This is a genomic window from Treponema bryantii NK4A124 (assembly GCF_000421345.1).
GTDB lineage: Bacteria > Spirochaetota > Spirochaetia > Treponematales > Treponemataceae > Treponema_D > Treponema_D bryantii_B.
The window spans coordinates 69,358-88,941 of record NZ_ATWV01000011.1 but is presented as its reverse complement, the minus strand read 5'-3'; the positions used below and the strand labels follow the sequence as shown (position 1 = coordinate 88,941).

The 19,584-nt window shown below is 43.7% G+C and carries 12 protein-coding genes; 7 read left to right on the top strand and 5 right to left on the bottom strand.

Features of this window, described 5'->3' with window-relative positions:
• Positions 1-55: 55 nt before the first annotated feature.
• Complete coding sequence (locus tag G626_RS0111610; RefSeq protein WP_022932956.1) at positions 56-1,120, bottom strand: PTS transporter subunit IIC; 1,065 nt, start codon at positions 1,118-1,120, stop codon at positions 56-58.
• A 226-nt stretch (positions 1,121-1,346) separates the two neighbouring features.
• Positions 1,347-2,033 carry a YkgJ family cysteine cluster protein gene (locus G626_RS16490; RefSeq protein WP_022932955.1) on the bottom strand — a complete coding sequence of 229 codons (687 nt, stop codon included), beginning with the start codon at positions 2,031-2,033 and terminating at the stop codon, positions 1,347-1,349.
• 374 nt (positions 2,034-2,407) lie between these two features.
• On the opposite strand from G626_RS16490, the gene G626_RS0111600 reads away from it, so the two are divergent.
• Positions 2,408-3,424, top strand: a complete 1,017-nt coding sequence (locus G626_RS0111600; protein WP_022932954.1) for a LacI family DNA-binding transcriptional regulator — start codon at positions 2,408-2,410, stop codon at positions 3,422-3,424.
• 40 nt (positions 3,425-3,464) lie between these two features.
• Here G626_RS0111600 and uvrC read toward each other — a convergent pair whose 3' ends face one another.
• Entirely contained in the window at positions 3,465-5,441 is a 1,977-nt protein-coding gene (gene uvrC / locus G626_RS0111595; RefSeq protein WP_022932953.1) for an excinuclease ABC subunit UvrC, read from the bottom strand.
• 3 nt (positions 5,442-5,444) lie between these two features.
• On the opposite strand from uvrC, the gene G626_RS0111590 reads away from it, so the two are divergent.
• Both G626_RS0111590 and G626_RS0111585 read left to right on the top strand, forming a co-directional pair.
• The gene (locus tag G626_RS0111590; protein ID WP_022932952.1) at positions 5,445-6,977 is read left to right on the top strand and encodes a fibronectin type III domain-containing protein; all 1,533 of its coding nucleotides are present in this window, start codon (positions 5,445-5,447) and stop codon (positions 6,975-6,977) included.
• A 26-nt stretch (positions 6,978-7,003) separates the two neighbouring features.
• Entirely contained in the window at positions 7,004-10,246 is a 3,243-nt protein-coding gene (locus G626_RS0111585; RefSeq protein WP_022932951.1) for a tetratricopeptide repeat protein, read from the top strand.
• Here G626_RS0111585 and G626_RS0111580 read toward each other — a convergent pair.
• Positions 10,243-11,391 carry a M24 family metallopeptidase gene (locus G626_RS0111580; RefSeq protein WP_022932950.1) on the bottom strand — a complete coding sequence of 383 codons (1,149 nt, stop codon included), beginning with the start codon at positions 11,389-11,391 and terminating at the stop codon, positions 10,243-10,245. The genes G626_RS0111585 and G626_RS0111580 overlap by 4 nt on opposite strands.
• The gene (gene murJ / locus G626_RS0111575; RefSeq protein ID WP_022932949.1) at positions 11,388-13,013 is read right to left on the bottom strand and encodes a murein biosynthesis integral membrane protein MurJ; all 1,626 of its coding nucleotides are present in this window, start codon (positions 13,011-13,013) and stop codon (positions 11,388-11,390) included. Before murJ ends, G626_RS0111580 begins: the two co-directional genes overlap by 4 nt.
• A 130-nt stretch (positions 13,014-13,143) precedes the next feature.
• On the opposite strand from murJ, the gene G626_RS0111570 reads away from it, so the two are divergent.
• From G626_RS0111570 to G626_RS16485, 4 genes are read left to right on the top strand one after another with little or no spacing between them, the layout of a single operon-like run.
• The gene (locus G626_RS0111570; RefSeq protein WP_022932948.1) at positions 13,144-14,856 is read left to right on the top strand and encodes an adenylate/guanylate cyclase domain-containing protein; all 1,713 of its coding nucleotides are present in this window, start codon (positions 13,144-13,146) and stop codon (positions 14,854-14,856) included.
• Complete coding sequence (locus tag G626_RS0111565; protein WP_022932947.1) at positions 14,835-16,319, top strand: hypothetical protein; 1,485 nt, start codon at positions 14,835-14,837, stop codon at positions 16,317-16,319. The genes G626_RS0111570 and G626_RS0111565 overlap by 22 nt, the downstream gene beginning before the upstream one ends.
• A gap of 27 nt (positions 16,320-16,346) precedes the next feature.
• Positions 16,347-17,765, top strand: a complete 1,419-nt coding sequence (locus G626_RS0111560; protein ID WP_156003318.1) for a hypothetical protein — start codon at positions 16,347-16,349, stop codon at positions 17,763-17,765.
• The gene (locus G626_RS16485) at positions 17,758-19,455 is read left to right on the top strand and encodes a peptide ABC transporter substrate-binding protein (RefSeq protein WP_022932945.1); all 1,698 of its coding nucleotides are present in this window, start codon (positions 17,758-17,760) and stop codon (positions 19,453-19,455) included. Before G626_RS0111560 ends, G626_RS16485 begins: the two co-directional genes overlap by 8 nt.
• Positions 19,456-19,584 lie beyond the last annotated feature (129 nt).

Sequence of the window (19,584 nt, the reverse complement as noted above, 5' to 3'; positions counted from 1 at the left end):
TAAGATATGAAGAAATTATTGAAGAGACCCCGAAACAAGTTCGGGGTGACATCTGCTAGTTCAAAGCGAGGTCGCCTTCTTTAATCCAGCCGAGTTTACGGAAGAGTAAGCCGAGTGCCCAGCAGAGTACTGCAGGCAGTACGATACAAATCAGTACAAGGCCAAGCCAGTCTACAAAGCCCGGCTGAATTGCTGCGGCACCGTGACCGATTGCGACTTCGCTTGGTTCGTACCAGCCGGTAATTACACCGATCTGACCAACAAGACCACAGGTTCCCATTCCTGAGCTTACAGCGGCGCCGTTCATTTCCATTTTGAAAAGGCAGGTTGCGATAGGGCCTGTAATTGCGCTTGTGATAATTGGAGGTAACCAGGTTTTTGGATTTTTGATGATGTTAGGCATCTGAAGCATTGAAGTTCCGAGACCCTGACTTAAGATTCCACCCCAGCGGTTTTCGCGGAAGCTGAGAACTGCAAAGCCAACCATCTGGGCACAGCAGCCGGCAACTGCGGCACCACCGGCAAGCCCTGTAAGACCAAATGCGGCGCAGATTGCGGCAGACGAAATTGGCAAAGTCAGCGCAACACCTACAACTACAGAAACAAGAATACCCATCCAGAATGGATGAAGCTTTGTTGTCCATACCAGGAACTTTCCAACAGAGCTTGCGGCAGCGCCAATGTACTTAGCAGTCAGAACTGTCAAAAGGGCGCCAACAAGAATTGTAACAGCCGGAGTTACGATGATATCTACCTTTGTTTTTTTGCTTACGAGGCAGCCCATTTCTGCGGCGATGATTGCAATAAGAAGAACTGCAAGTGGACCGCCGGCGCCGCCTGTTACGTTAGCGGCGCTTCCTACTGCTGCCAGCGAGAAAAGTACCAGGGCAGGCACTCCCATTGCAAAACCAATTCCAATTGCCATTGCTGCGCCGACTACATGGGCGTCTGTTGCGAAGTTTCCGGCATCAACCAGAAACTTGAAAACAACATTCTGGTTCAGGCGGAGAAGCTGCTGTCCCAGAGTTTTGATAATTGTTCCAATCAACAGGGATGCAAAAAGTCCCTGAGCCATACCAGACATTGTGTCGATTAAATAACGCTTTGCGTATTTATTCATCGAGATACTCCTTGAATGTGGTTTCGATACACTTTGCTTCGCAAAGCACTCAACCACCTGTTTTGTGAGAAAAATAAAAATGTTCAGTAAATTACTTGGTAGATGTGATACGCGGTGCGCCGTGGCGTCGCCGGTAATGCAGGACTCTATGGACTCTGGCCTTTAGTTCATCTCAAACGTAAAATCTTTGGAAAAGATATCAGAAATGTTATGGAAGGGCAAGTGGTTAAGCTGCCATAGGTGGCGCCCCGGACGGCGAGCCATTCGGATTATCATTTCCGTTGTCGTTCATGTTGATGAGCCACAAAAGACGGCGGATAGTTGGCGGCAGAATGTCGCGGATGAGTTCTGTTTCCCCGGATGCAGAGGCTGCAATTGATTCTGTGAAGTCGCTCATAAGTGGCGGCACAGCACCAAGGACTTGCAGAGTTTCGCTTTCGGAATACTGGCGTTTTGCAAGCGGAGGCTTATGGGCGGCAAGAATATCATCCGGGTAGAACTTGCAGGGCCGCCAGGTTTTGTCTCCATTGCGGGAACGGAAGCTTGAAGCTCCAAAAAGGCGGCAGATAAACGGGCGTCCATTATAAATTGAACAATGATAGGGAGAAGCCGGATTGAAAAGCGGACAGGTTTTGCCGTTATCAAAAGGGAACTTGTTCTGGGCAATCTGCAGGGCAATGTCGTTTTGATTTTCTATGAGCCAGGCTGCCATGTAAAGAAACTCGCCTTCCATTAAGTCGGGCTCAAAGCCTTCGCAACAAGAGCCGCAGCCCTCGGGGCAATAAAACTTCGCAGCGTCGTACCACTGCTTTTGTTCGCACGCTATTCTTTCATAGGCGGCTTCCATTTGGACTAAAGTTTCATAAACAGAAGTGCCTTCCAATTTTTCTAAAACACCAGCGATTTGCGACATATTTGCCTCGATGGTGAGAAAGAATATCGAAGTGTTTTGCAGATTTCAAGATATTTTGTAAAAAATAAACGAAAAATTATAGCGGGCGTTACGGGCGGCGCTTGAGCCCGTTGGGTGGGGTAGCGACCAACGAAGTGGGCGCGTAGGGCGGGGCTCCGCCCTCCTTTTTTATATACCGTAGGGGAAATCCCCTATTCCTAGGCAAAGTATTTAGGTTTATCCTTTTACTTAGGCAACCGGTTGCCTAAAAACTATTTTTTCATATTACGGGTTCCTCCTGTATGTTATCCCGTGATTTGAGACTGCCGACCTTGGGAAAGCCGTATTCCTGCCGGGTCGGCTTTTTTTTTCATCTATTTTGTGGGGTTTTTACTATGGTTACTATTTACGACATTGCTGAAGCTACGGGCTATTCTGCGCCAACTGTCTCTAAGGCCTTAAACGGTCAGGGCTCTTTGAGTGAGGAGACCAGACAGAAGATTATGTCCAAGGCTAAGGAGCTTGGCTATGAACCAAATATTACTGCCCGCACTCTCACCACAAAACGTTCTTATCTTATTGGTGTAATTTATGATGATACCGGAATGAATATGGGCTTTGCTCATCCGCTCTTCTCGCCGGTGCTTACCCGTTTCCGCGAAAAAATTGAAGCGGCTGGTTACGATATTATTTTCCTTTCCCGCCATTTTGACATGACTTATTTTTCTCATGCAAACTTCCGCTCTATTGATGGCGTGATTATCATAAACCCGGCAACAAATACTCCTGCTGATTTTGAAGATTTTGTAAAAACAGATTTGCCCCGCGTTTCTACAAACTCGGTTTTTGATGGAATCTGTACCGTAATTACGGCGAATGAGCAGGGCGGTTATGAGGCTGCTGAATATCTTGTAAATCATGGACATAAAAAAATAGGTTATATTTCAGGTCCTGTTGATGGTATTTCTACAGCACCGACAGAACGTTATGAAGGCTTTAAAACCGCGCTGGAAAAGCATCATCTTTATGACGAATCTCTTTATGAGATTAGTGCAGCCTGGGACAAAAAAAGCGGAGCTGAAGCCTTTGGCCGTCTCATAAAACGCCGCAAAGACCTCACTGCAGTTTTTGTAACTAACGATCAGATTGCCTTTGGTATTTATGATTATGCAAAAAAGCATGGCATGCGCATTCCGGAAGATATTTCTGTAATCGGTTTTGATGATGAAATTGCTTCTGAATATTTAGGTCTCACAACCTTCCGCCAAAGTACTACAGAAATTGCCGACATTGCGGCCCAGATGATGCTGGACCAGATTGATGGAAAAGAAGTCCCTCCTATTATCCGCTGCCGCCCGGAGCTTGTGGAGCGGAATTCTGTGAAGACAATCAAAGGTTTTAGATTCTTTTAATGGATTGCCACGTCGCCCTTTGGGCTCCTCGCAATGACGCTTACTCGCCGTAGTCCGGTGGATTTTCCGCCGCCGCCAGAGCCGCACTTGCCAGGTCTGCAATGTAGCCTGCCTCTGCGGCTTTTTCTTTTGTTGTGCCGGCCTGGCCCAGAGAAAGACGCTGAAGGTCTTTTTTCTCCTTGCGCTGAGCGTCCAGGTCGCGGGCTTTTAGTAAAATGTCTGCGGCTTCGTCGGCGCGGACGTGCAGGCACTGGGCAACGGCGCTTTCTTCTGCGACGGCGAGGTTTTCCAGAGTGAGGAACTGACGCTGTAACTGAAGGGCCCGCTTTTCACCAACTCCAGGCAATTCGAGGAAAATTGATTTTGTGTTTTCTTTTGTTCGCAGCCTCTGGTTTCGGCTTGTGGCAAAGCGGTGAGTTTCGTCTCGCACGCGCTGGAGCAGGCGCAGGGCATCGCTTCTTTTTGGCAGGCAGATTGGAGTGCTGTTGCCCGGGCGGTAAATTTCTTCATCGCGCTTGGCAAGACCCGCAACCGGGATGTCCAGCCCCAGGGAGTTGAGAATTTCTTCTACCGCATTTACCTGGCCTATACCACCATCAATTAAAAGCAGGTCAGGAAGTTCGGCCTGCTCGTTGAGAAGTCTGGTATAGCGGCGGGAAACAGCTTCCTTCATTGAGGCGAAATCGTCTATGAGGCCGTCGGTTGTGCGCAGACGGAAGTAGCGGTAGTTCTTTTTATCCGGGTTGCCGTTATAAAAGCTGATGAGGGAGGCAACCGGCCACTTACCGCCGATATGGGCAATATCAAAACCTTCGATTCTAACCGGCAGAGTGTCGAGGCCAAGCTTTTCTTTGAGTTCTTCCATGGCAGGAGTGTCACCGCGGTCGCGAAGGCGGCGGACAATATCTTCCTTTGCATTCTGCTTTGCCATCTGAATGGCGGCAACGTCCCGGGGCAGGTCGCGGGAGGCAACCATAATTACCTGGGATGTCGACTTCTTTTCTTCATGCAGCCAGCGGGAAATATGTTCAAATTCGCTGGTCTGGGGAATGTAAACCTGAGGCGGAATTGTATGAATATCATCATAAAAGACAGCCATAAACTCGGCTATGAGGTCGTCGTTATCGTTCAGCGATTCTGCCCGGTAGTTTTCACGGCCCAGCAGCTTGCCCTGGCGAATCTTGAGAACTGTAAAGCTAACCAGCTCGCCTTCGCTGTGGTAAGCAATATAGTCGCGGTCATCAGAATCAAAACTTTCTACTATATTCTGATTCTGCAGAACCATAAGGGCTTTAATGCCGTCGCGCAATCTGGCCGCTTTTTCAAAGTCCAGAGCCGCCGCAGCCGCCTTCATCTCTGCCTGAAGGTCCTTTACTCTTTCTTCACCTTTTCCCTCAAGTAACTTTTTAATTTCACCGATGTATAAATTGTAGGAGTCTTTAGAAATTTTATTACAGCAGGGAGCCTGACACTGCTTCATGTGGTAGTAAAGACAAGGGGTATCCCTCTTACGGAGAGTCCTGCAATGACGGATTGGATAGAGCTTGAAAATTGCATCAAGAAAGGTATCCAGAGCCGCAACATCCGGGAAGGGACCGAAATAGGTTGAACCGTCCTGTAAAATGCGGCGCGTCTTATAAATCTTTGGGAAATCCTCTTTTGTGATTCTCAAGACAGGGTATGATTTACCGTCTTTAAGACAGATGTTGTAGCGGGGATTGTACTTTTTAATAAGGTTGTTTTCCAGCAGCAGAGCTTCGTACTCGTTTGCTGTTGTGATGTATTCAATAGAGTTGGCGTGGGAGATTAAAAGTCTTGTTTTTACGCTCTGTTGTCCTGAAAAATAGGAAGACAGGCGGTTCTTAAGACTCTTTGCTTTTCCCACATATATTACGGTGCCTTCTGCGTTTCGCCACAGATAGACACCACTGGATTGAGGAGCTTTCAGAGCTGTTTCGTGGAGGACGTCGCGGACTGTGCGTGCTGCGGCTTTTCCACCGGTAGTTTTGGCTGTCATGTTATGTTAGGAAATTGTATCAAAAAAAGACTTCTTATTATAGCGCTTTCGGCTGTGATGTGTGCCTGTGGTGCGGCTGGACTTTTTGCTAAGGAATATCTCTTTGGTGGGAAAAACGGCTGGCCTGTATTTATGCAGCAGGAAGGAATTACAACAGGAAAGGGCCGCTATGGATATGACTGTATTGAACTTGCCTCAAACTCTTTTGTTTTTGATGAATACACAGATTTATTAATTGATTTTGAAGATGCCGATATGCCGATTTCGGACGGCGATTATGTAATTAATAGAAATAGTTTTCAGCAGACAAATCAGACAAAAAATGAAAAGGCTGCAGGACTTAGCCGTAATATGGGAGGTCTTGCAATTTCCGGAAAACCGGGAACCTTCTTTGGGTCAGAAGGCTTGATGGGTTCCTTCTCTTTTGAATTCTGGCTTTGTCCTTCGATTGCAGAAAACGGGGAGATGGTTCTCAACTGGGAATCTTCAAGAAACGAAGACGGTCAGCTTGTATTTCAGGTAATTAACGGCACTTTTGATAAGGGCCACATCAAATGGGAACTGAATAATATTTTTGATTTATATCAGAATGAAGCCGGTAAAAATGAAGTTGAACTTAAGGGCTCTTCTAAAATCATTCCTGATACCTGGAGTTATCATGTACTTTCTTTTGACTGTGAGACCGGAATTCTTGAATACCTTGTTAATGGAATTACAGAGGATATAACTTATATAACTACCGATCGTAAGGAAAGCGGAGATGTTAGTCTTGTCTATCTTGGAACTCCTTCTGAAGTCGCTATTTGTTCTGAGTATACCGGTAAACTTGATGATTTTAGAATTCTTCGCAGACCTTACAGCCCGCCGGATTATCAGTCTGCTGAAAATGCCGGAAGTATTGGTCACATGCAGTATCAGCCGGGTGGCGGCCGTTTTGTTACAAAGCCTATCATGGTTTCTACCGGTTCGGTGCTTAATAAACTTGAAGCTGAAATGAATGTTCCTGCTCAGACCGCGGTCTGCTACTACGTACGTTCTGGTGAAAACTTTTTTGGCTGGACAGAAAATGAGCCGGAGTGGAAGCCGGTTGAAAGCGGAGAAGAACTCAAGGGAATCACAGGACTTTATTTCCAGGTTATGGCTGAGCTCATGCCGGACGGAAACGGAGAAAAGACTCCGGCAATTACTTCTATTTCTCTAGACTTTACTGAGCTGCCGGAACCGCTGCCACCATTTGTGGTTAGGGCAGTTGCAGGTAACGGAAGTGTTACAGTTTCGTGGAATTATTCGGTGGATGATACAGCAGGCGGATATTACCTCTACTATGGAACACGACCGGGAGAATATCTTGGCCGTATGGCAATAGAAGGCCAGTCGCCAATCAATGTTGGTAATACAACTTCCTATACAGTTACAGGACTTGAGAACGGAAAAATATATTATTTTGCGGTTGCAGCCTGGTCTGCATACGATATGAGGGTTGTAGGAAATCTTTCTAAAGAAGTATTTGCACGACCATTAGCAAGGTTAAAATAAGGGTTATATAAAACAGGGGAAATACTATGGCAAACAGTTTGATTTTGACAAAGGCACAGAATGCAATCACAGCTCACGACTGGGCAACTGCGGCTCGCTACTATAAGGAGCTGCTCCGCAACGACGAGTCTAACGCCGAATACCTTAAGGAGCTTGGCAGCATTTATGTGCGTGCAGGCGAAGATGAAAAGGCTATTCCTTACTATGAGCAGATAATTACCTTCAAGCCGGAAAACACAGACGCAATGGTAAGCCTGGGAGCTATTTTCCGCCGACTCAAACGTTATGAAGATTCTGTAAATATTCTTCATAAGGCCCAGGATATTTCTTCTGCTAACCCAAACATCAACTACAACCTTGGCTTTACCTATAAAGAGATGGGCGATTATGATGATGCAATTGATTCTTTTGAATCTGTAATCAGCCGTAACCCCGACGACGTTCTTGCTCATAATCATCTTGGTTCAATTTACTTTGCAAAAAAAGAATATGACAAAGCAATTGCCGCTTATAAGAAAGGATTGCAGGTAGATCAGAATCATCCTATTTTGAATTATAATCTTGCTCATGTTTATGAGAACATGAAAAATTATCCGGAGGCTGTTCGCTGCTATGAGGTTGCCTTAAAAACCCGTCCGGGCTGGCTCGATGCAATCCGCGATTTCAGTGAACTGCTCATCAAGTGCCAGGAAACAAAACAGGCACAGGAGCTGGTTGAACAGTCAATTAAACTGCATCCGGATGATGTTGAAATGCTTTGTATTCTCGGCCGTATTTATCTTAATCAGTTCGATTACGACAATGCGACAAAAACCTTTAAGCGTGCAGAAGATCTTAAACAGAATGATATTGAAATTCTTGTAGGACTTTCGAAGTCTCTTGAAAAGGGAATGAAGATTGATCAGGCAATGGATAAGATTCTTGATGCTGTTGATATTGCTCCTGAAAATCTTGATGTTTGCAAGCAGTATGCACATGTGCTTCTTTCTGCCCAGCGTTACGAAAAGGCACTTGATTTGATTAAGACAATTGATGAAAAGAGCGATGGAAAAGATGTACAGATTCTCGATTTGTATGGTCAGTATTTTGTCTGCCGTGGTGATGAAGAAGCTGCAAATACTTATTACGATAAAATCAGAAAACTAAATCATCATTATAAAGACTATATGATTAATGCTGCTGATCGTTATATTCAAACAGGAAACTATGAAAAGGCAGAAGAAATGGCCGACAATTTTGTTGCCAGCCGCCCTCACTTGCCGGAAGGTTATAATCTGTTAGGTACAATTAACTCGGCACGCGGTGAACTCAATAAGGCAAAGGCTTCTTATGAAAAGGGAATCGGTTTGAAGAATCCTAATGTCTTTGCAGTTAAGGCTCTCGAAAAAATCAATTCTGAACTAGAAGCAAATAAAGAAATTTACAACGACAGTGAAAGCCCTATAGAAGTTGATGCAGATAAGCTCACAGAGGAAGAGGGCGGAAATATTGCAGATGATACAAGCTTCATCGCAAGTGATGAGGAAACTGCAGATCAGCTCGATGCACTTAATGCAAACGGAGATTCAGAAGCTGAAGAGAAAAATGATTCTGCTCTGCATGGTCTCGAAACTACACCTCCGATTGAGCAGGCTCTAGCCGGAGAGGAGGGGGACTTCTGGGAAGACTTTGATGATGATCCTAATGCAGAGGCAAAGCCTATTACAGAAGAAGACGACTCTTATGATGAAAATGAAGAAAATCCGGATCTTATGTCAATGATGACACCGGATGCAGCAGAAGATGATAATTCGCTGGAAAACGGCCTTTCTGAAGATGAAGGTGGATTTGATTTTTCTGATTTTGAAGATGCTCCGGCTGCAGGTTCTGATGTTGATGCGGCTACTGCTGCGCCTGATGAAGAGCCGGCTGTAAGTGCGCCTGCAGAATCAGAGATTAGTCCTGCTGCAAAGCCTGAGGCAGAAACAGCCGCAGAGCCTCAGCCTTACCAGGAGCAGGAAACTCTTTCACAAGCTCAGAAACTGATGGACGATTTGAAGCAGCAGCAGAAAGAGATGGAAGACCAGAAAAAAGAAATGGAGCAGCAGCAGAAGGACTTTGAATTGCAGCAGCGTGAGTTCGCTTTACAGCAGAAGGAACTTGCAGATGAACTGAAACAGAAAAATGAAGAGATGATTCAGGAGGCTGTTGGTAAAGCAGTGGATGAAGCTGTCGAAGAAAAACTTTCTGGATACGATTTGCAGCCTGCTCAGGAAGCTGTAGTTGAGCCGGAGGTGGAAGAGTCTGCAGAAGAAGAGCCGGTAGCTGAGACACCTTCAGAAGAAGTGCCTGCAGAAGATGTTACTGCTGAAGAAGCCCCATCAGAAGAAATTCCATCTGATGATTTTGACCTGCAGCTTTACGACGAAGATTTCGGTGATACGGATTTTGCTGATGAGAATGATATTTCTTCAAGTGAGTCAGAAGATATTCTCGCAGAAGAGGCAGCTCTGGATGGTTTAGATTCAGATGATTTTGCAGAGTCAGAGGAAGCAGCAGAAACCGAAGTTGAACCTGAACAGGAACCAGAGTCAGAACCTGAAACTGAAGAAGAAGTTCAGACAGAAGCTGAGTCAGAAGACGAGGAAGAGCCAATGAATGATGATATGTTAGTTGGAATCTCTGCACAGGAGTTTGAAGAATTAACTTCAGACCCATTCGTAACCGTAGATGATATTTATAGCCTCACCGGTTCTGAGAGTCCGGAAGCAGAAGAGGCTGCTGTTGAAAAGTCGCTTGTAGAAACAGCTGCAGAAAACGAAGATCTTTCAGATGATAACTTTGTTACAGCAGATGATATGGTTGATAAAATCGGCCGCATACTCAATGACGACAAAACAGCAAAAGATTATGCTGCAGAGCTTGAACTCTTCAAAAAACTCAGAACACTTTCAAGCTTCCTGCCGGAAAAAGATAAGAACTCATATGATTGCTGCCGCATGCGCATGGTAATTGAATACATCATTCAGAAAATGTCCGGCAAACCAGGACTTCTTCTTACTGCAGAGTCGCTCATTAAGTCCGGAGTTCTTGGCGAAGAATACAATCGTCAGCTGGAAGACTGCTGCGAAGAAGAATTGAGCAATGATCTTATCAGACATGTAATTTCAGATATGAAAAAACTTGCAGAAGGACTTGAAGACAAATTCCTCTGCAAGGCTTTGTGTGTAAGTGCAGATGCCATTCTTGAGCAGATTGCCCTTATAGACCAGCAGGTTGCAATTTTCTAAAGTCTGATAATTCTTGAATGAGTAATAACCTCATTGCCGTCTTCGGTGATGAGGACGTCATTTTCGAGCCGGGTACCTCCGATTTCAACATCGTAGAGGCCCGGCTCGCATGTTAAAATCATACCAGGTTTAAAAAGTACCTCTGGCGCGGTGCGAGGACTCACACGTGGCTGCTCATGAATCTCAAGACCAATTGCGTGGCCCAGTGTATGAGGCATCTTTCTTTTTGCAGCAGCGAAAACGCTGTCTGCCTTTTTCGCTGCTTCCATGATAGGACGGCCTGGCTTGTATAATTTTACGCATTCATCATAAGCCTTCTGAACCAGGTCAAGTTGTTTTTCCTGGGCGGCCGTCAGAGGTCCTTTAGCAATTGTTAAAGTAGTGTCACTTGTATATCCGTTATAAACAACGCCAAAGTCCAGAATGGAAAGTCCCTGGGCCGGCCATTCTGCCGCGGTATATCCCGGGAAGGCGTGAATTGCAAAGCTGCGGGAAGGTCCTGCGGCCAGAGTATCAAAACCTGTTCTCTGGCAGCCGTGTTCACGAAGACGTTTTTCAATCAAAAGGGCAACATCGCTTTCTGTTTTGATTTTGCCCTTGCGAACCTGCTTTTCAATTTCATCAATAATCAGGTCGCCTACGCGGGCAGCCTCGCGGGTACATTCAATTTCATACTCATCCTTTACCATACGGCTTTCTACAACAAACTGATGAAGGCCGTCTTCCTTGCAGCGGCAGTCGTAGCTGGCAAGGGCATCAATAAACTTAAGGTAAGTCGGATAGGTAAGGTAAGGCGGAAGTTCAACCTTGCTGTTTTCTCCGTGAGTATAGCAGACGTTGAGTACCGCAAGAATTGCGTCTATGTCCTTGTTTTTATAGCGGGTGTAAGGAACAAGCTTGTCGTACTGGGCCTGCTGGCGGGCAAGGTTTTCGTCCCAGGGAACAAGCACAGTATAGCCGTCTGAAAAAATTATGAGTACGCCGTCGCTCGGGTGGTTTGTATAATATGGCAGGGCCGGTTCGCGGTGCTCTTCACTGTCTATAAATACGCAGGCACCTACGCCGTGGGCCTGCATTTCGCTGGCAAGAGTCTTTCGGCGGGCACGGTAGATTTCTTTTAATTCATCGTTTGTATATTTTTTCATTTCCTAACCTTCCTTAAAATCACTCCAACAATCTCATCTCTGGTAATCACCAGCTCCAGCACTCCGATTGTGGCAAAGGCAAGTGCCGAAATTACAACTGGTGCTCCATAGGCAATCAGATTTGTCTGGTCTTCAAAAGCCCTTACAAGGAACTTATGCAGATAATAAGTCGGCAGGGCAGCCACTACAGACAAGACGCACATCTTAAGAGCGTAAATCAGAGTGCCGCGGGCTAGGCGGCCAACTTCAATAGCTTCCATTTTTTTCATAAAGATAAAAAGAAAAAGTGTGTTCAAAAGACTGGCAAGACTCAGGGCAAGTGCAATTCCGTTTCCGCCCATCGGCTTAGAAAGTATAAAGACGAGCAGAATGTTTGAGCAGAAATTTATAAGTCCCGCAATTGTCGGAAGCTTTGGCTTTTTTTGAGCATAAAAGGCCGGTGCCATAATTCTGTTCAACGCAATAAAAAGCAGGCCCGCAATATGAAAGCGGAAAATGCCAAGGGTCATAGCCACAGAATTATCATCAAACTGATTTCTTTTATACAGCAGGGAAATCAGTTCGCGGCCGGTAATCAGGGAATAGGCTGTAATAGGGATAGAAATTAAAGTCATGATTTTGATTGCCTGGAGCAGCATTGAATTAAACTGAGTCCAGTCCCTTTTATTTGCAAAGCCAGAAAGATCCGGCAGAATTACGGTTCCGATTGAAACTGCGAAAATGCCGAGAATCAGCTCCTGCAGGCGGATGCTGTACTGAAGGCTCGAAGCTATTCCGGGACCTACGCGTTTTGCAAGTGCGGTAGAAACTGTGTCATTAAGCTGATAGGCTGCAATTCCAATGATTGTCGGAGCAAGCAGAGCCATAACCTTTCTGGTTCCCGGATTTGTAAAAGCTTTGCGCAGTGAGGCAAGGCCGGTCTTCCAGCCGGTTTTGTAGACAAAAGGCCACTGGAATATAGCCTGAACTGAGCCCCCGATAATTGTACCGATTGCCATAGCACGTGCCGGATTTGAAGTATGTGGAGCGAGTGCATAAGTTGAAAGAACTACGATTCCGTTGAACATAACAGGAGTAAAGCCGGAAGGTGCAAAAATTCCGCAGGTATTTAAAACGCCCTGGAAAAAGGCTGCTACAGAAATCAGGAAGAGGTAAGGGAACATTATTCTTGTGAGAACTGTAGTTTCCTGGAACTCAAGAAGGTAATATTCCATTTTTGCAGCATAATCAGCTACATCAGGATTTGGGGCCTTACAGAAAATCGGAATGATAAAAGGGGCAAGAAGAATTCCAAGACTTACAACGCAGGCTGTAAGAAAGGTTACAAGAGTGAGCGTTGCATTAAGAAATTCCTGGGTTGTTTTTTTGTTTTCGATTGTATCTTCTTTTGCAAGATAATCCTTAAAAGTAGGAATAAAAGCAACGGAAATTGCATTTTCTGCAAAAAGCTTACGGAAGAGATTAGGAAGCATAAATGCAACAGAAAAACTGTCTGCATAAAGTCCGGTACCTAGAAAGGATGCCTTTGTCATTTCGCGGACAAGTCCCATAATGCGGGAAGCAAATGTCATGAGGGTAAGTACAAGACCGGATTTGACGATTGATTTTGTTTTTTTCGACATAGGGTAACTATAAAAAAATTGCGTTTTTTATTCAATTGATTTATAATTTATAGTTACTACAACGTTTGCGATAATCAAAACCCATCTATTTAAAAATCCGTAAATTGAAATTTTATTTTGGAGGCTCATTGTGTCTGGCAAGGTAAAAATCTTTTCCAGAGTTGGAAAGACGCGGATTATACCGATTGGCTTAAAGATGCTGCTCATCTTTATTATCCTCATTCTTCTTTCGAACTTTATAACGAACTTTATTTCGCTTCAGCTTACCCAGCGTCAGATAATCGATTTGAATAATACAATTATGGTGAGCCAGCTGAAAGAGCTTTACACAACTTCATCAAATCAGTTTCAGATTTATTCTTATTCCGGAAACAGAGATGAAAGTATTGATACTATGTGTAAGGTTGCCCGAACCGGTTTTGCAAATCCCAACAGCCTTGCCCTTGGCGTAACAGATGATGGTGGAATTGAATTTTTAGCAGATGCAAACGAGCTTGCGGTCATTCCTCAATTTGATGCTGCGGCACTTAAACTGATAAATGACAACAGGCAGAATGGGGTCGAGGAAGGTTCCATTTCTTTTGCCTCTCCTTATGGAGACTACTTTGGCGTTTATAAATATCAGAAAGATTGGGGCTACTATATAATTCGTGCCGAGCTTCGTTCCGATCTTAAAGAAGCCAATTACAGAATTTACGGAATCATTTCTGCCCTGATTATTATTTTTACATTCCTTTTTGTTGCGGCCGGATACATCACAATCCGCCGTGAGTTCAGACCTCTCCGTTCCTTTACAGATGACCTTATTGAAATGCAGAAGAAAAAACAGCTTGCCCTTATCGATATTTCAAAGGCACCGAATGATGATGTTACTTACATGGCCGCATCCTTCAACTCGCTTTCAATGCAGGTTAATAATCTTCTCGATACCTTCCAGAAATTTGTTTCCAAGGATATTGTTGCCAAGGCATATGCCGGTCGCGATGTTGGCCTTGAAGGAAAGCAGCGAGACCTCGCAATGCTCTTCTCTGATGTAAAGAGTTTTACTTACCGTACGGAAACTTTGGGTAATGATATTATTGAAGTTTTGAATGTTCACTATAACCGTGTAATTCATAACGTTCATGAAAACTCGGGAATCGTCGGTTCTATTATTGGTGATGCAATTCTTGCAATTTACGGAACCATGGAGTCAAAACGTTCAAAGGCTTACAACGCAGTAATTTCTGCCTGGAACATTACAAGGGCAACTGCAGAATTGCGACAGGAAATGCAGGCCCGCCGTGAAGAAATTGAAAAGACACGAAAGCTCACAGAATCAGAAGAGAGAGTCTTCCAGGCTGTAATGGTTGATGTTGGAGTTGGTATTGACGGCGGTAAAGTTTTCTATGGAACAATCGGACGCAACGACTTTGAAGACCCTCGTCAGTCTCATATGACAAACACCGTAATCGGCGATACCGTAAACTCTGCTTCACGTTTGGAGGGACTAACACGAATCTACCATATTCCGGTAGTTGTTTCGGAATCAATTAAGGACGAGGTAAGTGCTGAAACTGCACGCTATAAATTTATTGAAATTGATACAGTTCAGGTAAAGGGAAAAACCAAGGGAAAGAAAATCTACTTCCCATTCGATACAAACGAAATGGACCAAGGCCTGCTTGAACAGTATGCAAAATTTGAAGAAGGCTTAAAGGCTTACTACGACGGCGACTGGAAGACAGCCCGCAAAATATTCAAAGGTCTTGAACTGGATGTCACTCAGGTATTCCTTGAGCGAATGGGGACAAAGGGCGCACCTGCAGATTGGAGCGGAATATGGGCAATGACAACAAAATAACAGAAGAAGAAAAATCAAATCAGATTCATAAGGAAGTAATGCTCTTTCTTGGAAAAGAGCTGGAGCGTATTCATCAGACATCTTCTGAGCAGACATACAATATCGAAAAGGAATACGCAAAGTCTAAGAAAAATCATTCTCCTTTTTCGGCACTTATGCTTATCAGCTGTTTTTTAATTGTTCTTGCAATTGCCTTTATAATGACAAAAACGATCTCTTCTCACAACGAAGAAATTACAGTAAGTGTTGCGGAGTTTGATGACCTTAATCTTAAGAATCTTCTGAACACTGTTGGCGCGGCTCAGGCAAATTACGACAATGCCGTAAAAAAACGGGCAACGATTGAAGGTGATATGACCGTAAAACTTAAGGCTGCAGAAGACGCTCATACAAATGATATTTTCGTAATTGACTCTATGACCCGTCTTGCAAAAAGAAAACATACAGAATTAGTTGCAGAAGCTGATAAAAAATACAGGGAAGCGCTTGCTGCAATACACGAAGAGTATGACGGCCAGCTTGCCCAGGCAGATAAAGAAATAGAAGAGTACAAAAAGCAGCTTGCAGAGTTTGATGCAGCAAAAGTTCAGGCAGCTCAGGAAAAGGAAAAGGCTCTGGATTCAGAACGCCGTGTTAAGGAACTTGAGCAGAAGAGAATAAAAGATCAGTACGAAAGCCGCATTGCTGAAATGAACCAGAAGCTTGCAGATACCCAGCGCCGCAATTCAGAAGATATGCGTGCAGCAGTAAGTTCTGTTTCTTCTCAATACCAGGCCGAAATTGCTTTGCTGGATCCAAGATTAAATGATTCAAAGGCAGCTTCAATTATTTCTAGTGCAAATACTTCTGCTGCAGCAGATTTTAATGCGGGCACAGCTATGAGCGAGCGTGGAATCAACTCTCAGAAAATTTCTACTGCAATGAACGAGTATCAGACTCTTTATGATAACTATTCTTATCTTGATAAGGCGGTAGCAGCTCTTCCTCAAAAGAACTCCATACCGGGCTATGTAAAGGCTTCTCATAAACTGGTTAATAAAATGAGCCAGCTTTTTGCAGACACTACGGCAAAGCTTCATAAAGAAAATGTGGAACTTAATGGAACTATTGATAAACTTACAAGTGCTCTCGACCAGAGCCGGAAAGATGTTGCAGAGCAAAAGGGCTATTTTGAAAATTCTTATGAAACACTTATGGCTCTTGCAAAAACAAGTGCAGTACTCGAGTTTGCAAGTGATTATGAACATATGCCGGTTTATGTCGCAGGAAAAGCCCGTTATCTGATTACAGAGGAGGGGGCAGATGCAGAGTTTAAGGCAGATAAAACAATAAAGGGAAAAATTCTGAGGGCCGCTGATGACACTTTCTATTTTGAAGTTGGAAATGACAAAAACGGCGAACGTTTAGAGGTAAATTTCGAATCTATTGCTCCAGGAACTCCTGTAAAGATTTTAAGCAAGTAATTGGGAATTCCTGCCGATAATAGAAGAATGGAAGTGGATAATTTTAATCAGGCGCTGCAAGAAGCCCTAAGTAAAAAACAGGAATGGTATAACTCAGAATGCCTGCAGGAACTGCTCAGTCAGTACAGACTTTTGCATACATGTGTACGAAATTTGTATGAAAGTTTTTTAAAGAAGTCTTTGATTATTCCGGATCCTTATCGTCTGGACAAGAAGATTTCGTCCATCGTAGTGCCGGAATCATCACCATTTGCAGAAAGCGATATTCCGAATATTTTTGGCGAACGTTTTTCAAATTATGAAACGATGCTTGATTACATTTGTACCTACTTCCGCTTTTCCGTAGAAAATTTCAATCTTCAGAATGTAAAGCAACTGCTTGATTTCAATAATGTTTTTGAATGGGATGACCTTTCAATGAACAATGCCAAAATGAACACCAGAGCTCTTGCAATCACAATTAATAGTGCTAAAAATGGAGCCCCAAATGTTGTTCAGAGTATGATTAATGACAGCGTTGCAAAGTGTGCCCAGGCATTAAAAGCAATTGGAAAGATTCTTAATGAACTTGGAGTGTTTCAGCGCGAGCTTTACAAGGGTGGCCTTAGAAAGGATTTGTTTGAACATCCTGAATTCAACAAGGAAAAGGCCGCAGAGTCCCCAGAAGCAGAGCTTGCAGAAATCAAAAGACTTTATTCAAAGGTAACAGGCAAAAAGAATTTTTATAATGATCTCGTAAATGAAATTATAGAAGAAGATCATGGTCCGAACAAAGAAGCAAAGCAGGCTGCAGTTTTGGAAAGGCTCGCCATTACAAATGTAACAAAAACCGAAACAAAGAAAAAAACAGGCCCTGACCCAAAAGAAATGCTTATGCAGACAGTTCTTGCAATAGGTGCCTGTGCTCCAACTCTGATTCAACTTCATGCAAAACTAAGTGAAAATTTTGATATTCTTTTTACACGTAAAGCTACCTTGTGGAATAAGCTTGTGGCAATTTTAAGAAAGGCCTTAAATCTAAAAGAACCTGAAAGAATTTGTCAGCTTCCGGTAAAGGATGCAAAGACAGGAGTTGAGAGAATTCAGAAAATCAACGTAACAGACTTTGTAACAGATCTTTCTAAGAAAGAACGTGTTTATACCGGTATCGCTTCAAAAGGTAATGAATATCAGCGAATTGAATCTGCAAACGAAGATGCAGTTCTTAGTTTTGTAAACAAACAGATTTCCGAGCTTCAGTCTGAATTTGTAATTATCAATTCTTTTGACGCATACTTTAAGAATGAAGTAGCAACAGAAAATAAAGCGAAAGTCAAAGGTATGCAGATTGAGCTTTCTGCCTTGCGCAATTCCATAATAAATGCTAATAAGAAACGCAGTGATTATGCTTCTTTCAAAGAAGAAAGTGAGCAGATGCGTAAATTAGGAATTACAGATAATGTTTAGAAAAATCAAAAAAAATATCAGATTTGCCGCCATGCTTTTATGTGCGGCATTTGTTTTAAATCCGCTTTTTTCTCAGACTCAGGAAACAGAGCCGGATGCAGAAAATGAGCTTACGCCGGAAGAAGAACTTGAAATAGAAGGTGCTGAGGAAAGTAAGCGGGCTTTGAAAGACAAACTGCCTCAGGAGCTTCAGCAGAATTTTATAATTGTAGAGTCGGTTCGGGCTCACGAATTAAATCCGCAGATTACAAATTACTCAAGCGACTCCCAGATTCTCAATGGACTTTTTGAAGGTCTTTTTACTCTGAGTCCTGTTTCTCTTGAGCCTCAGTATGCAATAGCAAAAGAGTTTAAAATTTCCCGCGATAAAAAACGCTGGACAATTACGCTGCGCGATGATGCCTTTTTTAGTAACGGAGAAAAAATTACAGCCGAGAGTGTACGTGACAGCTGGCTTCGTATGCTTGCAAATCCGGCTTCTCCTTATTCTTCACTTTTTGATATTGTCCGTGGAGCAGAGGCCTTTAGAATGGGCCAGGCAGATTTCAGTGAGGTTGGAATTTATGCAAGTGCAGAAAATGTTCTTTCTATATACCTGAATGCGCCTGCAAATTATCTTCCAAAGATTTTGTGCCATACAGCCTTTTCAATTACTCATAGTAATCCGGAAGTATACAGCGGCCCTTATGAACTTGAAATAGTTGCAGAGCGAAAATATATTCTTAAGAAAAATCCTTATTACTGGGATAGTAAGAATGTTACGCTTGAACGTATAACCTTTGTTCAGTCTGATAATGCAGATGATAATACCTACTATTATAATACTGGCGCAGTAGACTGGGTAACTGGCCAGGTAAATCAGCAGAAGCTTCTGGATCTTAAGGCAATTCAGCTTAGTGCAACTTTTGGAACAGGTTATCTGTATTTTAAGATGAGCAATAAAAAGCCTGCAGACAGCAAGTGTTCTAAAGTCTGGGATTTGCCCGAGTTCCGTAATGCAGTGCTCGAGGCTTTCCCCTGGGATGCAATGCATAAAAAATATCTGATACCTGCTACAACCCTTGTTTATCCGCTTTCGGGCTATCCTCAGATAGATGGTTTTGATTATACGGACGCGATTGAAGCTTCCCTTAAAATGAAGGATGCCCGTGCAAAATATAAGCTGGCAGAAGATGAAGTTATTCCTCTTGTAATGCATATTTTTGAAAATGAGTTTACAGAAGAAGATGAAAAGCTGATTCGCGAAAGTCTTGAGCCCCTTGGCATTGCATTAGAAATCCGCAAAATTCCATCATGGCAATATTACGCCACAATCGCGGAGGCCGATGCAGATATCCTTGTAACTTCCTGGATTGGTGACTTCGCGGACCCTCTGGCTTTCCTGGAGCTCTTCCGTAGCGGCTCTACAATGAACGACTCTGGCTGGAAAAATTCACAGTTTGACGCGCTTCTTGAGCAGGCCGCAAGTGCCGGTGAAAGCGAACGCCTCAATCTTTTGGGCCAGGCAGAAAATATTTTGCTGGACGAGGGCATGGTTATTCCTCTTTACCGCTCGGTAAGTTCGAGTGTAATCGACCTTTCAGAAGTCGGCGGCTGGTACGTAAATGCCTTCGATGTTCATCCTTTGAAGTATCTTTATAAAAAACAGCCGAAGTTTAACTCGGCGAATATAGTAATGGTGGTTGAGTAGGTGAAACATTGAGCTGGTGGTTGAGTAGGCGAAGAGTCGAGCAGGTGGTTGAGTAGGCGAAGCCGTATCGAAACCACCTTATTGAAAATCATATTATTTTTTTTATACTAAATGCGGTGGTTTCGATAT